21 protein-coding genes and 1 tRNA gene are annotated in these 18,550 nt (G+C 56.2%); 13 read left to right on the top strand and 9 right to left on the bottom strand.

Annotated features, from left to right (window positions below; all coding sequences use genetic code 11):
• Positions 1 to 56 precede the first annotated feature (56 nt).
• Both GGQ73_RS20175 and GGQ73_RS20170 read right to left on the bottom strand, forming a co-directional pair.
• The gene (locus tag GGQ73_RS20175) at positions 57 to 455 is read right to left on the bottom strand and encodes a DUF6538 domain-containing protein (protein WP_183897620.1); all 399 of its coding nucleotides are present in this window, start codon (positions 453 to 455) and stop codon (positions 57 to 59) included.
• An 83-nt stretch (positions 456 to 538) separates the two neighbouring features.
• Positions 539 to 623: transfer RNA gene (locus GGQ73_RS20170), tRNA-Leu, on the bottom strand.
• A 253-nt stretch (positions 624 to 876) separates the two neighbouring features.
• Here GGQ73_RS20170 and GGQ73_RS20165 point away from each other — a divergent pair.
• Complete coding sequence (locus GGQ73_RS20165) at positions 877 to 1,392, top strand: disulfide bond formation protein B (protein ID WP_183897613.1); 516 nt, start codon at positions 877 to 879, stop codon at positions 1,390 to 1,392.
• An 8-nt stretch (positions 1,393 to 1,400) separates the two neighbouring features.
• Here GGQ73_RS20165 and GGQ73_RS20160 read toward each other — a convergent pair whose 3' ends face one another.
• On the bottom strand, positions 1,401 to 1,958 hold the full coding sequence (locus GGQ73_RS20160; protein WP_174155615.1) for an HNH endonuclease: 558 nt from the start codon (positions 1,956 to 1,958) through the stop codon (positions 1,401 to 1,403).
• Positions 1,959 to 2,058: 100 nt separating this feature from the next.
• Positions 2,059 to 2,706 carry a DNA-3-methyladenine glycosylase family protein gene (locus GGQ73_RS20155; RefSeq protein ID WP_183897612.1) on the bottom strand — a complete coding sequence of 216 codons (648 nt, stop codon included), beginning with the start codon at positions 2,704 to 2,706 and terminating at the stop codon, positions 2,059 to 2,061.
• Between the two features lie 45 nt (positions 2,707 to 2,751).
• On the opposite strand from GGQ73_RS20155, the gene gluQRS reads away from it, so the two are divergent.
• Entirely contained in the window at positions 2,752 to 3,648 is an 897-nt protein-coding gene (gluQRS, locus tag GGQ73_RS20150; RefSeq protein ID WP_183897611.1) for a tRNA glutamyl-Q(34) synthetase GluQRS, read from the top strand.
• Here the strand turns inward: gluQRS and GGQ73_RS20145 are convergent.
• Positions 3,619 to 4,527: a YihY/virulence factor BrkB family protein gene (locus GGQ73_RS20145; protein ID WP_183897610.1), complete on the bottom strand. Its 909-nt coding sequence runs from the start codon at positions 4,525 to 4,527 to the stop codon at positions 3,619 to 3,621. The two genes, gluQRS and GGQ73_RS20145, sit on opposite strands and share 30 nt — an antisense overlap.
• A 174-nt stretch (positions 4,528 to 4,701) precedes the next feature.
• Between GGQ73_RS20145 and GGQ73_RS20140 the strand changes: the two genes are divergently transcribed.
• From GGQ73_RS20140 to GGQ73_RS20110, 7 genes are all read left to right on the top strand, one after another.
• A complete protein-coding gene (locus tag GGQ73_RS20140; RefSeq protein WP_183897609.1) occupies positions 4,702 to 5,535 on the top strand; it encodes an SDR family oxidoreductase in 834 nt (277 codons plus the stop codon).
• Positions 5,536 to 5,601: 66 nt separating this feature from the next.
• Complete coding sequence (locus tag GGQ73_RS20135) at positions 5,602 to 5,799, top strand: twin transmembrane helix small protein (protein WP_174155620.1); 198 nt, start codon at positions 5,602 to 5,604, stop codon at positions 5,797 to 5,799.
• 18 nt (positions 5,800 to 5,817) lie between these two features.
• A complete protein-coding gene (locus tag GGQ73_RS20130; RefSeq protein ID WP_183897608.1) occupies positions 5,818 to 6,405 on the top strand; it encodes a cob(I)yrinic acid a,c-diamide adenosyltransferase in 588 nt (195 codons plus the stop codon).
• 22 nt (positions 6,406 to 6,427) lie between these two features.
• On the top strand, positions 6,428 to 7,201 hold the full coding sequence (locus GGQ73_RS20125) for a rhomboid family intramembrane serine protease (protein WP_183897607.1): 774 nt from the start codon (positions 6,428 to 6,430) through the stop codon (positions 7,199 to 7,201).
• A 181-nt stretch (positions 7,202 to 7,382) separates the two neighbouring features.
• Positions 7,383 to 8,129 carry an electron transfer flavoprotein subunit beta/FixA family protein gene (locus tag GGQ73_RS20120; protein ID WP_183897606.1) on the top strand — a complete coding sequence of 249 codons (747 nt, stop codon included), beginning with the start codon at positions 7,383 to 7,385 and terminating at the stop codon, positions 8,127 to 8,129.
• Positions 8,130 to 8,153: 24 nt separating this feature from the next.
• Positions 8,154 to 9,083: an electron transfer flavoprotein subunit alpha/FixB family protein gene (locus GGQ73_RS20115; RefSeq protein ID WP_183897605.1), complete on the top strand. Its 930-nt coding sequence runs from the start codon at positions 8,154 to 8,156 to the stop codon at positions 9,081 to 9,083.
• A gap of 120 nt (positions 9,084 to 9,203) precedes the next feature.
• Complete coding sequence (locus GGQ73_RS20110) at positions 9,204 to 10,085, top strand: 3-hydroxybutyryl-CoA dehydrogenase (RefSeq protein WP_183897604.1); 882 nt, start codon at positions 9,204 to 9,206, stop codon at positions 10,083 to 10,085.
• 11 nt (positions 10,086 to 10,096) lie between these two features.
• On the opposite strand, the gene tlpA is transcribed toward GGQ73_RS20110, so the two are convergent.
• Positions 10,097 to 10,765, bottom strand: coding sequence for a thiol:disulfide interchange protein TlpA (tlpA, locus tag GGQ73_RS20105; RefSeq protein ID WP_174155626.1), 669 nt, complete (start codon positions 10,763 to 10,765; stop codon positions 10,097 to 10,099).
• Between the two features lie 24 nt (positions 10,766 to 10,789).
• Between tlpA and argH the strand changes: the two genes are divergently transcribed.
• The 4 genes from argH to GGQ73_RS20085 all read left to right on the top strand — a co-directional run bounded on the left by argH (position 10,790) and on the right by GGQ73_RS20085 (position 16,579).
• Entirely contained in the window at positions 10,790 to 12,190 is a 1,401-nt protein-coding gene (argH, locus tag GGQ73_RS20100; RefSeq protein WP_183897603.1) for an argininosuccinate lyase, read from the top strand.
• Entirely contained in the window at positions 12,172 to 12,483 is a 312-nt protein-coding gene (gene lptM, locus GGQ73_RS23400) for an LPS translocon maturation chaperone LptM (RefSeq protein WP_252094061.1), read from the top strand. The genes argH and lptM overlap by 19 nt, the downstream gene beginning before the upstream one ends.
• Before the next feature lie 11 nt (positions 12,484 to 12,494).
• Positions 12,495 to 13,763, top strand: a complete 1,269-nt coding sequence (gene lysA, locus GGQ73_RS20090) for a diaminopimelate decarboxylase (protein WP_183897602.1) — start codon at positions 12,495 to 12,497, stop codon at positions 13,761 to 13,763.
• Between the two features lie 155 nt (positions 13,764 to 13,918).
• Positions 13,919 to 16,579 (top strand): TIGR02302 family protein, encoded by a 2,661-nt coding sequence (locus tag GGQ73_RS20085; protein ID WP_183897601.1) that lies wholly within the window; start codon positions 13,919 to 13,921, stop codon positions 16,577 to 16,579.
• Positions 16,580 to 16,637: 58 nt separating this feature from the next.
• Here GGQ73_RS20085 and GGQ73_RS20080 read toward each other — a convergent pair whose 3' ends face one another.
• The 3 genes from GGQ73_RS20080 to GGQ73_RS20070 all read right to left on the bottom strand — a co-directional run bounded on the left by GGQ73_RS20080 (position 16,638) and on the right by GGQ73_RS20070 (position 18,451).
• Positions 16,638 to 17,006, bottom strand: coding sequence for a response regulator (locus GGQ73_RS20080; RefSeq protein WP_113493065.1), 369 nt, complete (start codon positions 17,004 to 17,006; stop codon positions 16,638 to 16,640).
• A gap of 148 nt (positions 17,007 to 17,154) precedes the next feature.
• A complete protein-coding gene (hpt, locus tag GGQ73_RS20075; protein ID WP_174155631.1) occupies positions 17,155 to 17,700 on the bottom strand; it encodes a hypoxanthine phosphoribosyltransferase in 546 nt (181 codons plus the stop codon).
• Between the two features lie 82 nt (positions 17,701 to 17,782).
• On the bottom strand, positions 17,783 to 18,451 hold the full coding sequence (locus tag GGQ73_RS20070) for a hypothetical protein (RefSeq protein WP_174155701.1): 669 nt from the start codon (positions 18,449 to 18,451) through the stop codon (positions 17,783 to 17,785).
• Positions 18,452 to 18,550 lie beyond the last annotated feature (99 nt).

Raw genomic sequence — 18,550 nt, 5'->3', positions numbered from 1 at the left:
TCACGCCATACGAGTTCATCTGCAAACGATGGACAATCGAGCCAAATCGTTTCATCCTAAATCCGATCCATCAAATGCCGGGACTGAACAACTAGGTCAGATGCTGCACTGTCGAAATCGTCGCCTTCAAAGCCACTCAACCACCGCTCTTCATCCTCGTCCAGTAGGTGCGCGAAATAGATGTCTCCAACAATCTTGATCTGAGCTTCGGACAACTCTTCCAGCGGAGGTTCGTTGAGGCCTGCCTGTCTCCGACGTTCATTGTAGAAAATTTTTTTTACCGCAGCGCTTTCTATCCGCAGCTTTTCGACTGCCTGACGCCGGTCCTGTGTGCCCAAAGATTTCCAGATTTGATCTTTACCGAGCGACTTACGGATGTCCGCTGGCACGGGTGCGCGCAAATAATATGTGCGATTTCTGAGGGTCAACCAAGGGTAAATTGTCACGTCTTCCATGCCTCGCTGTAGCAGTTCGCTTTAGCAGATGGAAGTTTAACCTATTGAAAACGCATCATGTATTTGATTTACAATGATGTTTTTGGTGCCCCTTGCCGGAATCGAACCAGCACTCCTCGCGGAACCTGATTTTGAGTCAGGCGCGTCTACCAATTCCGCCAAAGGGGCAACTCTGGAATCTTGTTCCTTGGTATGCGGCGGACTATACGAACCGGCAGCATGACGTCAACCGATTTTTGTAAAATTTCAATTTCACAAAACTTTGTTTGTCACAGATATGTCGGTCCCCAATGAAGGATTTGCAAGCGCGACCAGACTGGATTAGAGGCTTTTGCGTGGCATGTTTTAAAGGCTGCCTCCCGCCTTGTTTTCCACCTGATCAGGTGCTTTGAAATCCCGCGTCGAATGTTAAGGAAAGATCATGGCACGTTCAGTTTCCGCCGAGAAGAGCCGCCGCACGTCAGCCGTCCTCGTGACGGCAGGCATGATTTTCACCGTGGGCTCGGCGCTCGGCTTCCAGCACATCGGCGGCTATACACCTTGCGCGCTCTGCCTGTTGCAGCGTGACCCCTATTATTACGCCATTCCCGTCGGAATCCTGGCCATTGCTGCCAGCCTTTTTAAATTGCCGGTCTGGATCGTGCGATCCGCACTGATTCTTGTGGGACTTGCCATGCTGATTGGTGCCGGTCTCGGCATTTATCATTCCGGCGTGGAATGGGGCTTCTGGCCAGGTCCCGTCACCTGCGCCACGGGCTCTCCATCCATCACCACCAATGCCGGAAGTTTGCTGGGCGACCTCAACGCCATCAAACCACCATCGTGCAATGATGCGGCGCTTCGGGTTCTTGGATTGTCGTTCGCTGGCTGGAACGTGATTGCCAGCATCGTGTTAGCCGGCATCGCGTTCTTCGGCGCCAGCCGAAGACAAGCCTGAGCCAGCGATCAAGGCTGCAACTCGGTATCCCAATAGAGATAATCCATCCAGCTTTCGTGCAGATAATTGGGTGGAAAGGAGCGACCGTTGTTGTGCAGGTCCTGCACCGTTGGCTGAAAGGGCTTCTGGTGAGGGATCATGCCGGCAATTTTTGGCAGCTTGCTGCCTTTTCGCAAATTGCACGGCGAGCAGGCCGCAACGACGTTCAGCCACGTGGTTTCACCACCATGGGCTCGCGGAATGACGTGATCGAACGTCAGATCATCGTGTGAGCCGCAATATTGGCACTCGAATTTATCCCGCAAGAACACGTTGAAGCGCGTGAAGGCGGGATTTCGTGTGGGCTGCACATAGGTCTTGAGGCTGACGACACTCGGCAGTCTCATGGAGAAGCTGGGCGAACACACCGCATGATCATATTCCGCGATGATGTTCACACGGTCAAGAAACACTGCCTTGATCGCGTCCTGCCAGGACCACAACGACAAGGGATAATAACTCAGTGGCCGGTAGTCAGCGTTCAAAACGAGCGCGGGCAAGGCCTGTGGTGAAACGGCAATCGTCAAGGGCGTCTCCTGACCGATTCTGCATCTACATCTTGTATATTAGGTCGGTTGTTACAGGATTGTGAAGCCCATAAATGAAGCGCTGAAAGAAAGGCTAATTTCAGGCGATTGGAACGGCGTCCCGACGGGTCACGGACGCATAGTAAGACCAGAAAAGTCGTGCCGCAACGGATCGCCATGGCGCCCATTGGCAGGCGATTTCACCCAGCGATTTCGCGCTCGGGCGGGTCTGCATGTGGAAAGCCCGCGCCACAGCCGCCTGCAAAGCGACATCTCCGTGCGGAAAGATATCAGCATATCCGCAGCAAAACATCAGATAGACCTGCGCTGTCCATGGACCGACGCCCTTCAGCGTCATCAATTGGGCAAAAGCTTTGGCTTCATCGAGAGTATTCAAGGCATCGAGGTCCAGCCTTCCCTCGACAATGGCCACGGCTACGTGATGCAATGTTCTGGCCTTGGCGCGCGAAAGGCCAAATTGCGGAACCTCTGGCGTCGCGACCGCCAGATAGGTTTGCGCCGTGACATCGCCAACGGCGTCACCAATCCTCTGCCATATGGCGTTGGCGCTGGCGCGCGAGACGACCTGGGAAACAATGATGTGGGCCAGCCCCGCAAAGCCCGGCTCACTCAACCGCAATGGCAGCGGTCCTGCCTGACGGGCAATCTCTGCGAGGCGAGCGTCTATCCGCACAAGGGCAGCTAAGCCCTCCTCGATATCAGCGACATTTCGAATGATGTTTACCATCGCACCCCAAGACCCTGACTTCGTCTTGGCGAAGCAACGGAAACCATGGCAGAAGAAACCATGTCTTTGCTTTCACGTCAAAAGCCGGTTTTTCGCTTCGCGCCAAGCCCCAACGGGCGGCTTCATCTCGGCCATGCGCTTTCTGCCATCCTCAATCATGATATGGCGCACGCAAATGGCGGACGGTTCTTGCTGCGCATCGAGGATATCGACCGGACGCGCTGCACGCCTGAACTGGAGCAAAGCATTTATGAAGATCTCACATGGCTTGGTCTGACGTGGGAGACCCCTGTTCGGAGACAGTCGGAGCATTTCGATGGGTATCGTGAGGCGCTGGAAAAACTGGTTGAGATGGAACTGGTCTATCCCTCGTTCATGAGCCGCAGCGACGTAAAGGCTTATGTGAAAAGTCGTGAAGCTAATGGGGAACTCTGGCCGCGCGATCCCGATGCAGCCCCACTGTACCCACCGCTCGACAAACGGAGATCGAGGGAGGACATTGCGGCCCTCCTGTCCTCTGGCACAAGACATGCCTGGCGTCTGGACATGGACAAGGCGATGGCACGGCTTCGACATCCGCTTTCGTGGATCGAAACGCGGCGCGGCTCGAACACTGTTATCGTTGCTGACCCTGCGGCGTGGGGCGATGTGATCCTCTCGCGATCCGATGCCGCATCGAGCTACCACCTTTCGGTCGTTGTGGACGACGCGTTGCAAGATATTTCGCACGTCGTTCGTGGCATGGACCTGTTTCATGCGACGTCTGTTCACCGGGTGCTGCAGGAATTGCTGACATTGCCGGCGCCGGAATATCATCACCATCGACTCATACTGGATGACCAGAGAAGAAAACTCTCGAAGAGCATAGGCAGTCCGTCCTTGAATGCTATGCGGGATGACGGCATCTTGCCCTCAGATGTCCGCGGCCTCCTCGGCATCTAGCGCTTCCCTCAGGCTGCCATTGTGAATGCCCGCCTTGATGATGTGCCTTATGCGGTACTTCATCAGTGCTGCGTTCACCTCTGCGCCCAGCATGAAGATGACGCCCACCATATAGAGGAAAACCAGGACGATCATGACGGATGCCAGACCGGCATAGGTCGCAGCATAATTGGCGAAGGTCGCTAGGTAGTAGGCGAATATCGCAGCGCCAATGATCCAGAAGAGCAAAGTGAGGACGATACCGGGAAGCACGTCCCATATCCGGCGGCGTCCCGCGGGTAGCCAAAGATGCGCAGCGGCAAGTCCGACCGCCAGAACGATGATCGTTCCGTAGAGGCCGAGATTGGAGACCGTTTCCAGAAAGCCCTTGAGCAAGGGAAAGCGCGTTTCCGCAAAGGAGAGAGCGACAGGGACGGCAACGAGCACGATGCTGATAACGGTAAAGATCGTCACCGCGATGATAACGTAAAAAAGGCTGAGCAGCCGTGTGACATACCACCAGCGGGTTTCGCTGACCCGATAGGCCCGGTTGAGGGAAATTCTGATGGCTTCGACGCCGTTGGATGCGAAGTAGGCAGCAGCCAGAACCGAAATCGTCAACAATCCACCGCGTGGAATGGTCAGAACCTGCTGCACTTGGGCGGCGAGCGGTGCTGCAATGGCGGCTGGCCACGTATCGAAAATGATATGGACCGCCGTTTCGGCAAATTGGTCGGCACCAAGGAAACCGGCAAGCGCCGTTCCGAAAATCAGAAAAGGAAACAAGGCAAGCAAAATCGACAGCGCCACGTGACTGGCCATGGCCCAGCCATCATCTTCGGCAAAATGAAAATAGGCATCCAAGGCGACTTTGCGGACGATGTCCAGTGCGGCAACCATGTCACCTCCTCAATCGACATTTCATTTGTAACCCACGTCAAGATATGGGAAGCCGAGTACCGCTTGTACAGCGCGTGAGACCATGCCCAGGTTCCACAGCGTCCAAGAAGAATTGCGCGCGACCGAATTCGACTGTGCTCATTATACGATGCCCGATCTTAGGAAAGACTTTCCATGCTTGAAAAACCGGTCATCATTATCACCGGCTGCTCGTCTGGTATTGGCGCGCATTGCGCCGGTGCGCTTCACCAGGATGGTTGGCGGGTCTTTGCAACGGTGCGGCGGGCCGAAGATGTCCCGGCACTGGAACAGCAAGGCATCGAAACATTATTGATGGACTACACCAAGCCGGACACGATCGCCGCTTTGGTGGATGCGGTTGCCGCCAGAACCGGCGGTCGGATCGATGCCCTGTTCAACAATGGCGCATATGGTCAACCCGGCGCCGTCGAAGACCTCTCGGTTGGTGTGTTGCGCCAGCAATTCGAAACCAACGTATTTGGCTGGCACGATCTCACTTGCCGCGTCATTCCCTTCATGCGCCAGCGTGGGCATGGGCGTATCGTTCATTGCTCGTCCATTCTCGGTCTCGTGCCCTACCGATACCGGGGTGCCTATACGGCATCGAAATTTGCGCTGGAGGGTTTGGGGATCACCTTGCGTATGGAACTGCAGGGCAGCGGCATTCATGTCAGCCTGATCGAGCCCGGCCCCATTGCCTCGAAATTTACGGCAACCGCTCTGGCTCATATCAAAGGCAATATTGACCTCGAAAACTCCGCACACGCGCAGGACTACAAGCGACAACTTGCCAGGCTGGAGGGCGGCGGACCGGCAAACAAGCACAAGCTGGGTCCGGATGCCGTCTATGCAGAACTCAAGCACGCCTTGACGGCGCCACACCCGAAACCGCACTACCTTGTCACCACCCCTGCCAGGCAGGCCATGATTTTAAAGCGGCTTTTGCCGAGTGGATTGTTTTACCGTTTGTTGCGCAAGTTCGACTAGCGCAGACACGATCCGATCAGCTACAACGCACACAAAGATACGCGGCATTTTCGGGAGGGTTAGAGCATGTCCAGTTTCGCAACGGTTCTTGCGGTCATCGTGATGGGGCTGGTGGTGCTCGTGCTGATACGCGGGCTCTTCAACATGCTCAAAGGCACGGATGGAAACAAATCCAACAAGCTGATGCAGTTGCGTCTTCTTTTACAGGCCATAGCGATCATCCTCATTATGTTTGTGCTGTGGCTGACGGGCGGCGGACGCTAGGAGTTTTAAAGGCATACAATGGTCAAGCTGAACAAGATTTATACCCGCACTGGCGACGACGGCACGACCGCCCTCGTTTCTGGACCGAGACGGGTGAAACACGATCTGCGCGTTGAAAGTTACGGCACAGTTGATGAAACCAATTCCGCCATCGGTGTTGCGCGCCTTCACACATCAGGCCTGACAGAACTCGATACCATGTTGTTTCGTGCCCAAAACGATCTGTTCGATCTGGGCGCTGATCTGGCAACGCCGCACACAGGCGAAGTCCTGTCCTACGAACCCCTGAGGATTGTGGATGCACAGGTGACGCGCCTTGAAAACGAAATCGACGCGCTGAACGCCGATCTCACGCCCCTGAAATCATTCGTTATTCCCGGCGGCACACCGGCTGCTGCCTATCTGCACCTTGCCCGGACCATATCGCGGCGCGCGGAGCGCCAGATGGTCGAACTGTCAAAGATGGAAGGCGAGACCGTTAGCAGTGCCGCGTTGAAATATATCAATCGGCTCTCAGACTTCCTATTCGTGGCGGCACGGTTTGCCAACGACGCGACGAATTCGGATGCGCCTGACATCTTGTGGGTTCCAGGGCAGAACCGCTAATCTGCAGCAAGGGCGTTTTCGCATGTTCATTCCCCTGCACGATGCGAATTCGCTCAAGCACATCAAACTGCAATATGTCACCGTGTCGCTGATAGCGGTCAACATTCTCGTCTGGTTGCTGGTGGGCGTTCTCTTCAGCAGCGAGGCGGGGGATGCCGCCATTCTCGGTCTCGGTTTCATTCCCGCGGTCGTGTTCGATTATGCCCAGCTCGATCCAGCACTTCAGTTCATCCCTGATCAGATGACGGTCTTCAGCTACGCCTTCATGCATCTGGGCTTTTGGCATCTCGCCTCTAACATGCTGTTTCTGTGGGTTTTCGGAGATAATGTGGAAGATGCGTTCGGCCATCTGCGCTTTTTGTTGTTCTACTTTGCCTGCGCGGCAGCCGGCGCGCTGTTTCACGGAGTTGTCGCGCCGTCTTCACAGGGTCCGCTGATCGGCGCGTCGGGTGCGGTCTCAGGTGTCGTGGCCGCATATCTTCTGCTGCACCCGAAAGTCCGCGTGTGGATCCTGGTCTTCATGCGCATTCCCATTCCCCTGCCCGCTTTCATTCCGCTGGCATTATGGATTGGACAGCAATTCTTCATGTTCCTGTTCGGCATGCAGGATCGTGTGTCGTGGGGTGCGCATGTGGGCGGCATCATTGCGGGCGTTGTTCTGGTGCTAGTCCTCAGAAGGCCCGGCGTCCCGCTGTTTGATCGCACCATCGTCACACCCCGCGCGGTCCAATATAAAAATCAAGGGCCGCAGACTGCCGTGTCGCAAACGGAACGACCTTTCGAAGGTATCAGGTGAAGATTGCAACAAGGATTGATATTTACGTTCACGTTAACGTAAGATATCCCCGAAGCGCATGCGATCATGAGCATTGCTCCGTTGAAGTTACCGGAAAAATGCGTATCCATGTCGCAACTTGATTATCAGGAGGACCGTTCAGCGTTTCGCTTTAGGGTCAGGAGTTGAAGGAAGGTTATCGATGAAAATCCTTGTGCCAGTGAAGCGTGTTGTGGACTACAACGTCAAGATCCGCGTCAAGGCGGATGGCTCAGGCGTCGAGCTTGCCAACGTCAAAATGTCGATGAACCCGTTTGACGAAATTTCCGTCGAGGAAGCCCTTCGTTTGAGGGAGGCGGGCAAGGCCGAAGAGGTTATCGTCGTTTCCATCGGACCCGCCAAGGCGGAAGAAACACTGCGCACGGCATTGGCCATGGGTGCCGATCGCGCCATCCTGATCGAGACAGACGAAGCCGTCGAGCCTCTGGCTGTCGCAAAGCTTCTCAAGGGTGTCGTCGAAGCGGAAGCTCCGGGCCTGGTGATCGTCGGCAAGCAGGCGATCGATGACGACAGCAACCAGACCGGCCAGATGCTGGCAGCGCTTCTTGGCTGGGGCCAGGGCACGTTCGCTTCCAAGGTCGAACCTTCGGATGGCAAGGTCGCCGTGACGCGCGAAGTCGATGGTGGTTTGCAGACGGTGGAACTGAAGCTTCCCGCAGTCGTCACCACCGACCTGCGTCTCAACGAACCCCGCTACGCATCCTTGCCCAACATCATGAAGGCCAAGAAAAAGCCCCTTGATAAGAAGACGCCTGCCGATTTCGGCGTCGATACCGCGCCGCGCCTCAAGGTCTTGAAGACCGAGGAACCCGCGGGTCGCAAGGCAGGTATCAAGGTCGGCTCCGTTGCCGAACTCGTATCGAAGCTCAAAGCTGACGGCGTCATCTAAGAAACGCGAAAGGGAGATATTACCATGGCCACTCTTCTTCTGGCAGAACACGACAACGCAACCCTTTCAGACCAGACGGCAAAGACGCTGACGGCGGCAACCCAGATCGGTGGCGACGTCACCGTTCTCGTCGCCGGCTCCAACGCAAAGGCCGCTGCCGATGAGGCAGCGAAGCTTTCCGGTGTCTCAAAAGTCCTGTTTGCCGACGATGCGTCCTATGCCAACCAGCTTGCCGAGCCACTCGCAGCGCTGATCGTTTCGCTTGCCCAGTCCTACGATGTCATCATCGCGCCTGCCACGGCATCGGCCAAGAACGTTCTGCCACGCGTGGCCGCTTTCCTGGATGTCGCTCAGGTTTCCGAAATCGTGGAGGTGATTTCCCCTGATACCTTCAAGCGTCCAATTTATGCCGGCAACGCCATTCAGACGGTTCAGGCCAGCGACGCGAAAAAGGTCATCACCGTTCGCACATCGACCTTTGCACCGGCAGAAGCTGGGGGCTCCGCGTCTGTCGAAGCTGTTTCCGCTGCTGAAAACCCCGGCGTGTCCAACTTCGTATCGGACGCGTTGGCATCATCCGACCGTCCGGAACTGACATCGGCAAAGATTATCATCTCAGGTGGCCGTGCGCTTGGTTCGTCTGAAAAGTTCAAGGAAGTTCTGCTGCCCGTGGCAGACAAGCTGGGTGCAGCCGTTGGCGCTTCGCGTGCTGCCGTCGATGCAGGTTACGCACCGAACGACTGGCAGGTTGGTCAGACTGGAAAGGTCGTCGCACCTCAGCTCTACATCGCGGCTGGAATTTCCGGTGCCATCCAGCACTTGGCTGGAATGAAGGATAGCAAGGTCATCGTCGCCATCAACAAGGACGAGGAAGCGCCGATCTTTCAGGTTGCCGATTATGGCCTCGTGGCTGACCTTTTCGATGCTCTGCCAGAGCTTGAAAAAGCACTGTGATCCTTTCTCAACTTGGAAGCGGCGCGTTTTTCAAACGCGCCGCTTTTGTTTTTCGACAATATGCGTAACATCAATACAGAGCCTGAGCGCTCAAAACATGCCCTACAGGAGAACCACATTATGGCCGCCCCTATCAAGAATGTCGGTATTATTGGCGCCGGTCAGATGGGATGCGGCATCGCGCATGTTTCGGCGCTGGCTGGTTACAAGGTGCACATCTACGATCTGGCCAAGGATCGTATCGAAGCCGGCCTTGCCACCATAAACGGCAACCTGGCCCGCCAGGTCAGCAATGGCAAGATGCAGGATGAAGAGCGAAAGACGGCACTCTCATTGATCGGTGGCTCCTCAGACGTCAACGACCTCGCAGCGATGGACCTCGTCATCGAAGCCGCCACCGAGCACGAAGAAACCAAGCGCAAGATCTATGCGCAGATTTGCCCTGTTCTGAAGCCCGAAGCGCTTCTGGCAACAAACACATCCTCGCTATCCATCACCCGCCTTGCATCTGCCACCGACCGTCCGGAACAGTTCATGGGCATCCACTTCATGAATCCGGTTCCGGTGATGAAGCTGGTTGAGCTCGTGCGCGGCATCGCGACCGGCGAGCAGACGTTCGAGACCGCCAAGAATTTCGTGCGCTCGCTGGACAAGGCGATCACCGTTGCCGAAGATTTCCCGGCTTTCATCGTAAACCGCATTCTTTTACCGATGATCAACGAAGCGATCTACACGCTTTACGAAGGCGTAGGTTCAGTTGAAGCCATCGATACCGCCATGAAGCTCGGCGCAAACCACCCAATGGGGCCGCTGCAACTGGCGGACTTTATCGGCCTCGACACGTGTCTGTCGATCATGCAGGTGCTGCATGATGGCTTGGCCGACAGCAAATATCGCCCCTGCCCGCTTCTCGTGAAATATGTCGAAGCCGGTTGGCTTGGCCGCAAGTCCGGTCGCGGTTTCTACGATTACCGTGGCGAGACACCAGTCCCGACGCGGTAAACGTCAAAACGTCATTTTGCCTTGGCAAATTCCGCCAGAGCCTTGGCATCCTCACTGTCCCACGCTGCCGGACCGTTCATGGACCCAAGCAAGCAACCCTGATCATCGATGAGCAAGGTTGCGGGAAGGCCGAATGCGAGGCCTTCCTTTTTCAACGCGTTGAAGACGCCCATCGAACTGTCGCGATACAGCTTGAGGGAATCGATGCCGTATTCACTCATGAAGGCCTTGGGCTTTTCATCCTCACCCGCATCGATGTTGATCGTCACAACCTCGAAATTGCCGGCACCTTTTTCCTTTTCGAGCGCGTTGAGCGCGGGCATTTCTTCCCGACACGGCACGCACCATGTGGCCCACAGGTTGAGAAGAACCGTCTTGCCTTTGAGGTCGCCTTCCGTCATCGCCGCACCATCAGGCCCCTTGAAGGACAAGGGGATGACACGCGGGCGCTCGGCAGCCGACATGGCCGCGACCTGACCCTTCAAAAACGGTTTCAAAGACGCGATCCGCTTTGCCGCACCCTCACATAAACCCGATTGCGCTGCGACTTGCCCTTGAACCTGACCTTCAGACCCAATAAGCCTGAACATCATCACGCCCGCGCCGCAGACGATGCCGGCAACGGCAGCAATTGCAACAAGTTTGGCGGAAGGGAGCCTGAAAGGCCTTTTTTCTGTCATTGAATACTCCAGGGCAGGCAAAACATGGCTGATGGCACCGAACAGAAATCCTCCAACCAGATGTGGGGCGGACGTTTTGCTTCCGGTCCCTCCGCCATCATGGAAGAGATAAATGCGTCCATCGGCTTCGACAAGAAGCTTTATGCGCAGGACATCCGCGGCTCAATAGCGCATGCCACCATGCTGGCTGCAAAGGGCATTATTTCCGGAGAAGATAAAGACAAGATCATTCACGGCCTGAACACGATTCAGTCAGAGATCGAAGCCGGATCGTTTCAGTTCTCCCGCAAGCTTGAGGACATCCACATGAACATCGAGGCGCGCCTGGCCGACCTTATTGGTCCAGCGGCCGGACGTCTTCACACGGCGCGTTCGCGCAACGATCAGGTGGCTCTCGACTTTCGCCTTTGGGTGAAGGAAGAACTGCAGAAAACCGAGGCTATGCTGACGGCTCTGATCACAGCCTTTCTCGACCGCGCCGAAGAACACGCTGATACGGTCATGCCGGGCTTCACTCATCTGCAAACGGCCCAGCCCGTCACCTTCGGCCATCATTGCATGGCCTATGTCGAAATGATCGGTCGTGACCGCGCCCGCGTTCGCCACGCCATCGAACATATGGACGAAAGCCCGATTGGTGCAGCAGCTCTCGCTGGCACGGGCTATCCGATCGATCGCCACATGACAGCGAAGGCGTTGGGTTTTCGCGAGCCCACACGCAATTCCATCGACACGGTATCCGACCGCGATTTTGCGCTGGAATTCCTGTCGATCGCGTCGATCTGCGCGACGCATCTTTCACGTCTGGCTGAAGAAATCGTCATCTGGTCGACGCCGCAGTTCGGCTTCATCCGCCTGTCCGATGCTTTTTCAACCGGCTCCTCCATCATGCCGCAGAAGAAAAACCCGGATGCCGCGGAACTGGTGCGCGCCAAGACGGGCCGGATCAATGGTTCGCTGATTGCCCTTCTCACCATCATGAAGGGTCTGCCGCTCGCCTACTCCAAGGATATGCAGGAAGACAAGGAACAGGTCTTCGATTCCGCCGAAAGCCTGGAACTCGCGATCGCCGCCATGACGGGCATGGTGCGTGATCTGGACGTACGCGCCGATAAGATGCGTGAAGCTGCCGGGTCCGGTTATTCGACGGCCACAGATCTGGCCGATTGGCTGGTGCGTGAAGCAGGCCTGCCCTTCCGTGATGCCCACCATGTCACGGGTCACGCCGTTGCGCTCGCTGAACAGAAAGGCTGCGACCTGAGTGATCTTTCGCTGGAGGAACTGCAGTCGATCAATCCGGCGATAACAGCGGGCATTTTCGACGTTCTGTCCGTAGAGGCATCGGTCGCAAGTCGAACCAGCTTCGGCGGAACGGCGCCGTCGGAAGTGCGCAAACAGATCGCCTGGTGGCGGGCGAAAAACTGATCAATCCGACGTTACGTCGGCATCACAAGAAACAGGGTGCACAAGCGCCCTGTTTTTCGCTATCAGGAATGCAGAGATTTCCTTTGGACAGGCCCATGCTTTCAAAAACCTTGCGCAATTTCATCGTTCCCGTCGTCGTCACGCTTGCTGTCGGCCTTGCTGTTTCCGGATGCGGCCGCAAAGGCGATATTGATCCGCCGAGCACGCCGAAAGAACAGCGTAATCTGCGCTCGACAGAGGGGAAGGTACAGCCAACACCCGAACGGCCATTTATTCTCGATAAGCTCCTTTAAGGTCCAGCGACGTGAACCATTTTCACTACATCGACGGCGTGCTTCACGCCGAAAACGTCCCCGTGCCTGAAATCGCCAAGGTCGTCGGTACGCCATTCTATGTCTATTCCACGGCGACGCTGGAACGGCACTACAAGGTGTTTTCCGAGGCTTTTGCCGATGTCGATGCGATGGTTTGCTATGCAATGAAGGCAAATTCCAATCAGGCCGTCTTGAAAACCCTGGCAAAGCTCGGCGCTGGTGTCGATGTCGTGTCGGGTGGTGAACTGCGCCGCGCACTGGCAGCCGGCATTCCGGCCAACCGCATCATGTTTTCTGGCGTTGGGAAGACCGTCGCGGAAATCGATCTGGCGCTTGAGGCGGGCATCTATTGCTTCAACATCGAATCCGAACCCGAGCTGGAAGTCCTGAACTTGCGGGCCCTCAAGGCTGGCAGAAAGGCGCATGTCTCCTTTCGCATCAATCCCGACGTCGACGCGGGGACCCATGCCAAGATTTCGACGGGCAAAAAAGAAAACAAGTTCGGCATTCCCTATGAGCGCGCGCGCGCCGTCTATGCCCATGCGGCCACCTTACCGGGCATCGTCGTCAGCGGCATCGACATGCATATCGGCAGCCAGATCACCGAATTGCAGCCATTCGAATCTGCATTCCGCCTGCTGCGTACGCTAGTGGAATCGCTTCGCGGCGATGGCCATACGATCAGCCACGTTGATATCGGCGGCGGTTTGGGCATTCCCTACCGCGAAGACAACAATCCGCCCCCGCTACCGGATGCCTATGCCTATATCGTCAAGAACGAACTCAAGAGTCTGGACTGCAAGATCATTACCGAGCCTGGTCGTCTGATCGTCGGCAATGCGGGCATTCTGGTGACGGAGGTCATCTATGTGAAGGACGGCGGTGAAAAGACATTCGTGATCGTCGATGGTGCGATGAATGACCTCATTCGCCCAACCCTTTATGAAGCCTATCACGGCATCCGGCCCGTCGTTCAGCCTGTGCCAGATGCGCCTCGGATCAAGGCAGATATCGTCGGACCCGTCTGCGAAACAGGCGATTATCTGGCGCTAGACCGCGAGATGGCAGCACCTGAACCCGGCGACTTGATTGCCGTCAGTTCCGCAGGTGCCTATGGTGCGGTGCAGGCCGGAACATACAATTCAAGGCTTCTGGTCCCTGAAGTGCTGGTAAAGGGCACAGAATTTCATGTCATCCGCCCACGCAGCACATACGAGGAATTGATCGCACTCGATTCTGTGCCAGCTTGGCTTGCGTGATCACAATTGAGCGAATGAACCCGAAAAACAGGAGTTAGCGCTCCCTTCCCCTCGTCTTCGCCATAAAGAGTGTTATCTTCACTATCGTTGCACGGATTTGTTTTGCCATTTGAAACGTGGTGAAATCGGGTGGCCAGAACCGGGAGAACGGATTGATGACCACATCGAAACAGAGCGGAAAAGGCGGTTTTGAAAGCCGGCCTGACCTTGCACGCCGCGTTGCGTCGAAACGGCTTTTCGCAAAACTGGTCATCGTGGCGGAACGTCTGGTGCCCAAGACCCTCGTTCCACTCTCCATCGCCGCGCTGTTCATAGCCCTCGGCTGGTTCGGCCTTTATCGGCACATGCCGGACATGGTGCGCTGGGTCGTCGTCTTTGTTGTCATCTTTGCATTCATCACCTCGATTCTGCCGATTGCGCGCCTGAAATGGCCGACGAAAGAAGAGGCCTCGCGCCTGCTGGAGGCGCGCAATGGCTTGCCTCACCAACCGGTTGGCGTGCAGGACGACGAGCCGGCCTTCGAAACTCCGTTTGCGCGTGCGCTTTGGAAAGAACACCAGTTGCGAATGGCGCAACGTATAGCGGCCCTGGACGCAGGACTTCCACAGCCAGACATTGCGCGCCATGACACGATGGCGCTGCGTGCCATTCCCGCCCTGATCCTGGTTGCCGCTTTCGGCTTTTCATTTTCCAATGGTGCTGGCGACATCACCGATGCGTTTCGCAATCGCCCCGAAAGTGGACCGGCCAACCCCGATATTCGGCTCGATGCATGGGTGACCCCACCCTCCTATACTGGCCGCGCACCCATTTTCCTGACTGGTACGAATGCGACCGCGACGAACGCGATTTCCATGCCGCAAGCCTCCAAACTGACCATTCGAATGACCGGCGGAGAGGGCGACGAGACCGTAACCTTTGAGCCTGACATTGGCGGAGAGATGAAGACGCTCGCACCGGAAGGTGACGAGAAGACCGGGACGCAGACCGTTGCCGCGACGCAACAGGAAGCGGTCGATGCACGGCGTGCGCCGCGCACGTTCGCCATGGATATATCGGAAAGCGGCACGGTGGAGGCCAATGGCCAGCAATGGCAGTTCAACGTCATCCAGGATAAAGCCCCGACCATCGCTTTCGACAACATGCCGCGCCGCGCCGTGAACGGGGCATTGGAAATCGGTTTTACAGCCAAGGACGACTATGGCGTTCGCGAAGCCCATGCGGTGATCGAGCCGGTCGGCCTCGCGGCGGACGCCAAACCGCTTTATCCACCGCCGGAATTCAAACTGGACCTGCCACGACAAAATCCACGTGAGATGAAAGGCGTCACCAGCCGCAATCTGACAGAACATCCGATGGCTGGAAAAAAGGTTCGGATCACACTTGTGGCAACCGATGGTATGGGTCAGACCGGCCGTAGCCCTACGCAGGAGATGATTCTGCCGGGCCGGAACTTTTCAGAGCCACTCGCCGCCTCGATTGTTGAACAGCGACAAATCTTTTCGCTCGACACGCGCCAGATGCCGAAAGCCATCGCTTTCAATGAAGCCGTTGGCATGCGACCTGACGAAACCATTCCCAACACCACCCATTATCTTCTGCTGCAATCGGCGCAGACGCGCATGAAGCTCGCCCGCAACGAAGAGATGTTGAAAAACACGTCGGATTATCTGTGGGAAGTCGCACTTGGTATCGAAGACGGTGATCTCTCGCAGGCCGAACAAAGGCTTCGTGACGCACAGAAGGCGCTATCGGAGGCTATTGATCGCAAAGCAGGCGATGAGGAAATCGCCAAGCTGATGCAGGAGCTTCGCGAAGCGATGAAGGAGTTCATGAGTGAACTTGCGCAGCGCATGCAAAATGCGCCGCAGGCCAACATGAACCAGCAGGCACAAAATGTGCTGCGCCAGCGTGATCTGGAAAATATGATGAACCAGATCGAAAATCTGGCGCGCTCCGGGAACCGTGACGCGGCACAGGAAATGCTCTCCCAGATGCAGCGCATGATGAACAACCTCCAGGCTGGCCGTCCGCAACGCGGACAACAGGGCCAACAGCAGCAGCAAAACAGCCAGTTACGTCAGCAGATCGACAAGCTGGGCGAGATCATGCAGCAACAGCAAAAGCTGATGGATGAAACCTTCAAGCTGGACCAAGCCCTTCGCGACCGCATTCAACGCGGCGATCAGCCTCAGGATGAACAGGGCGCCGATCCGCAAATGGGTGAAAACGGCCAGCAGCCACCCAATCAGCAGGGCCAACAGCAACAGGGCCAAAACCCGACAGATCAGATGACCGCCGAACAGCTTCGCGAGGCGTTGAAAAACCTGCGTCAGCAGCAGGATGGACTTGGAAAGCAACTGGGCGAGTTGCAAAAGGGTCTGCGCGACCTTGGCATGGAGCCAGGCCAGAACTTTGGCAAGGCTGAGCAAGACATGAAGGGCGCGGGTCAGGCTCTGGGCGACAGCCAGGGCGAGCAGGCCGTCGAGGGACAGGGTAATGCGCTGAACGCCTTACGCCAAGGCGCTCAGGACATGATGGGCCAGATGATGCAGGCGATGCGTCAACAGGGTCAGCAACCCGGCCAGGGACAGGAAGGAATGATGGGTCAAGGCGGCCAGAACGGGCGGGATCCGCTCGGTCGTCCGCGTGAAAGCAACGGGCCGGACTTCGGTGATAACCAGGTCCGCGTTCCCGATGAAATTGATGTCCAACGGGCCCGTGAGATTCTGGAGGCCATTCGCGAGAAGCTGGGCAATAACCCGCCAGGTGAAGTCGAGCGCCGATACCTGGAACGCCTCTTGGACATCCAGTGATGTCATTCGCACCGATAAGGGCGGTTGAACCGCCCTTATGTCGTTCTATTTGTGAGATTTAAGCCGGAACGGCTGCCAGGGCGCGTGCAACTGCCTTGCGAATATCAGGGAGCGCGAAGGGCTTCGGAATGACGTCGATGATTTTCTCCATCAGGTCATCTGCGCGTTCGCGCTGCTCGGCATAACCCGTCATCAAAAGGATTTTCAGATTTGGGAATTGTGATGCGGCGCGGTGCGCCAACTCAATGCCATCCATGACCGGCATGCGGATATCGGATAGCAGAAGGTCGAACTTGCCTTCGCTCAATTTTTCGAAGCCTTGTTCACCATCAGCGGCTTCAAATGTCTCGTGTCCGTCCAGACGCAGCGCGCGGGCCACGAAAGACCGCAATGCATCCTCGTCTTCAGTAATCAGTATTTTTGCCATTTTCCATCGCTCCTGGTATTCATTCCAGCGAGCTCAAACTCGGTCATTTCCCTTTGCAAGAGGTAAATGAAAGTGGCCATCTGAATGGCATGGTTAACAATCCATGCTGGTGTCGGCCACCAAGCGTTGCAAAACGGAGCAGTTTATCTTACTCGGCATCACCGGTAACGACGCCGACGAATGGCAGTTCGCGGAAGGCGTAGGCCACATCCATTCCGTATCCGACAACGAAATAATCGGGGCATTCGAAGCCGACATAGTCAGCCTCGAGCTTTTCCTTTCGCTTGACTTTCTTGTCCAGCAGCACGGCAATCGAGACATTGCGCGCCCCGCGCTCATAAAGCAGTTCCTTGGCAAAGAGCAAAGTGCGGCCGGATTCGAGAATATCATCGATCAACAGAACATCGCGATCTTTCACATCGCTGTCGATGTCTTTGACGATACGCACACCCTGCGAAACCATGCCCGTACCGTAGCTCGAAAGCGTGATGAACTCGACTTCGGGTGCCAAACCGCTATCATGCAAGGCTCGGATCAGGTCGGCCGCGAAAATGAAAGAGCCCTTGAGAACAGCGATCACCAATAGATCATTGGTGGGGCCCGTTGCGATAAGCTTGGCCATATCACGGTTACGCTCCGCAATCTGCTCGGCAGTGTAAAGCGGCTCGATATTTTTTCCACGGACGACGGGCATGTCTTCTCCTGCGCTTATCCGGTGCGCAGTATCATTGGGATACGGACAGCCGAAATAGTAAGAAGGGCGTCGGGTAGCATAATCAACGCTCGGAAGCACCCGTTTGTGCGAAAGAAAGCGTAATTTTGGGTGTTTTTCCACCGGGGTGGCGCAGCTTTGCCGTAAAGCCCTGACTGGCGCCTGCTTTGATTTCAAGTACCGGCGGTTCGATCAGCATGCTTGCGACCTTCTCACCCTTGGCCACGAAAAGATCGGCGCGGATCGCCGGTATGTCCTGTACCGTGCCGCTTTTGTTTTCAACGATCCCGTTTATGACAAGCACCTCCATACCCCCTGCATCCTGTGGGGTGATGGTGATGTGGCTGATATCAAGTGGCTCGACGACAGCCGCAACGGCTTCATTTTTGTGAAGGATCATCGCAAAACCGCCGGACAGAAAGAAAACTCCCACCACAGCAGCGGCGACGATGGCAGAGTAGCCATCGACGGAGAGACCTGATAATTTTCTGTCGATCCGTTCGATCGTGAAACGCAAAGCATCCAGCGCTGTAAATGAGGGCGGCACACTCCCGTGGGAAGCAGCGCGACGGTTGTCATTTCCGTAGTCTCGTGCAGGCGTTTCCTTTATCGTGACAAACTCGGCATCTAAGATGTCCGTGTTGGAACGTGGGCGCGCTCTTTGGCGCGGCGGCGGCTCCGGCATCAAAAGGTCCAAATCGAATGCCGCTTGCCGGCGAGATGAACGGAACATAGCCATGAAGTTCCCTCGGTCAGGTTTTCGGCCCCATAAAACTGGGCATTGAATGAAAGCCTGACCAGTCGTAAATTTAATTGGTTAATGCTTCGCAAA

Origin of the sequence: Rhizobium skierniewicense (assembly GCF_014196515.1) — a bacterium.
Taxonomy (GTDB): domain Bacteria; phylum Pseudomonadota; class Alphaproteobacteria; order Rhizobiales; family Rhizobiaceae; genus Agrobacterium; species Agrobacterium skierniewicense.
This window is presented reverse-complemented; position numbering and strand designations above follow the sequence as displayed.

What these genes read in the sequence shown, in the direction of transcription:
- GGQ73_RS20175 (WP_183897620.1), bottom strand. Translation starts at nt 455, where the DNA reads ATGGAAGACGTGACAATTTACCCTTGGTTGACCCTCAGAAATCGCACA.
- GGQ73_RS20165 (WP_183897613.1), top strand. Translation starts at nt 877, where the DNA reads ATGGCACGTTCAGTTTCCGCCGAGAAGAGCCGCCGCACGTCAGCCGTC.
- GGQ73_RS20155 (WP_183897612.1), bottom strand. Translation starts at nt 2,706, where the DNA reads ATGGTAAACATCATTCGAAATGTCGCTGATATCGAGGAGGGCTTAGCT.
- gluQRS (WP_183897611.1), top strand. Translation starts at nt 2,752, where the DNA reads ATGGCAGAAGAAACCATGTCTTTGCTTTCACGTCAAAAGCCGGTTTTT.
- GGQ73_RS20145 (WP_183897610.1), bottom strand. Translation starts at nt 4,527, where the DNA reads ATGGTTGCCGCACTGGACATCGTCCGCAAAGTCGCCTTGGATGCCTAT.
- GGQ73_RS20140 (WP_183897609.1), top strand. Translation starts at nt 4,702, where the DNA reads ATGCTTGAAAAACCGGTCATCATTATCACCGGCTGCTCGTCTGGTATT.
- GGQ73_RS20135 (WP_174155620.1), top strand. Translation starts at nt 5,602, where the DNA reads ATGTCCAGTTTCGCAACGGTTCTTGCGGTCATCGTGATGGGGCTGGTG.
- GGQ73_RS20130 (WP_183897608.1), top strand. Translation starts at nt 5,818, where the DNA reads ATGGTCAAGCTGAACAAGATTTATACCCGCACTGGCGACGACGGCACG.
- GGQ73_RS20125 (WP_183897607.1), top strand. Translation starts at nt 6,428, where the DNA reads ATGTTCATTCCCCTGCACGATGCGAATTCGCTCAAGCACATCAAACTG.
- GGQ73_RS20120 (WP_183897606.1), top strand. Translation starts at nt 7,383, where the DNA reads ATGAAAATCCTTGTGCCAGTGAAGCGTGTTGTGGACTACAACGTCAAG.
- GGQ73_RS20115 (WP_183897605.1), top strand. Translation starts at nt 8,154, where the DNA reads ATGGCCACTCTTCTTCTGGCAGAACACGACAACGCAACCCTTTCAGAC.
- GGQ73_RS20110 (WP_183897604.1), top strand. Translation starts at nt 9,204, where the DNA reads ATGGCCGCCCCTATCAAGAATGTCGGTATTATTGGCGCCGGTCAGATG.
- tlpA (WP_174155626.1), bottom strand. Translation starts at nt 10,765, where the DNA reads ATGACAGAAAAAAGGCCTTTCAGGCTCCCTTCCGCCAAACTTGTTGCA.
- argH (WP_183897603.1), top strand. Translation starts at nt 10,790, where the DNA reads ATGGCTGATGGCACCGAACAGAAATCCTCCAACCAGATGTGGGGCGGA.
- GGQ73_RS20085 (WP_183897601.1), top strand. Translation starts at nt 13,919, where the DNA reads ATGACCACATCGAAACAGAGCGGAAAAGGCGGTTTTGAAAGCCGGCCT.
- GGQ73_RS20080 (WP_113493065.1), bottom strand. Translation starts at nt 17,006, where the DNA reads ATGGCAAAAATACTGATTACTGAAGACGAGGATGCATTGCGGTCTTTC.
- hpt (WP_174155631.1), bottom strand. Translation starts at nt 17,700, where the DNA reads ATGCCCGTCGTCCGTGGAAAAAATATCGAGCCGCTTTACACTGCCGAG.
- GGQ73_RS20070 (WP_174155701.1), bottom strand. Translation starts at nt 18,451, where the DNA reads ATGTTCCGTTCATCTCGCCGGCAAGCGGCATTCGATTTGGACCTTTTG.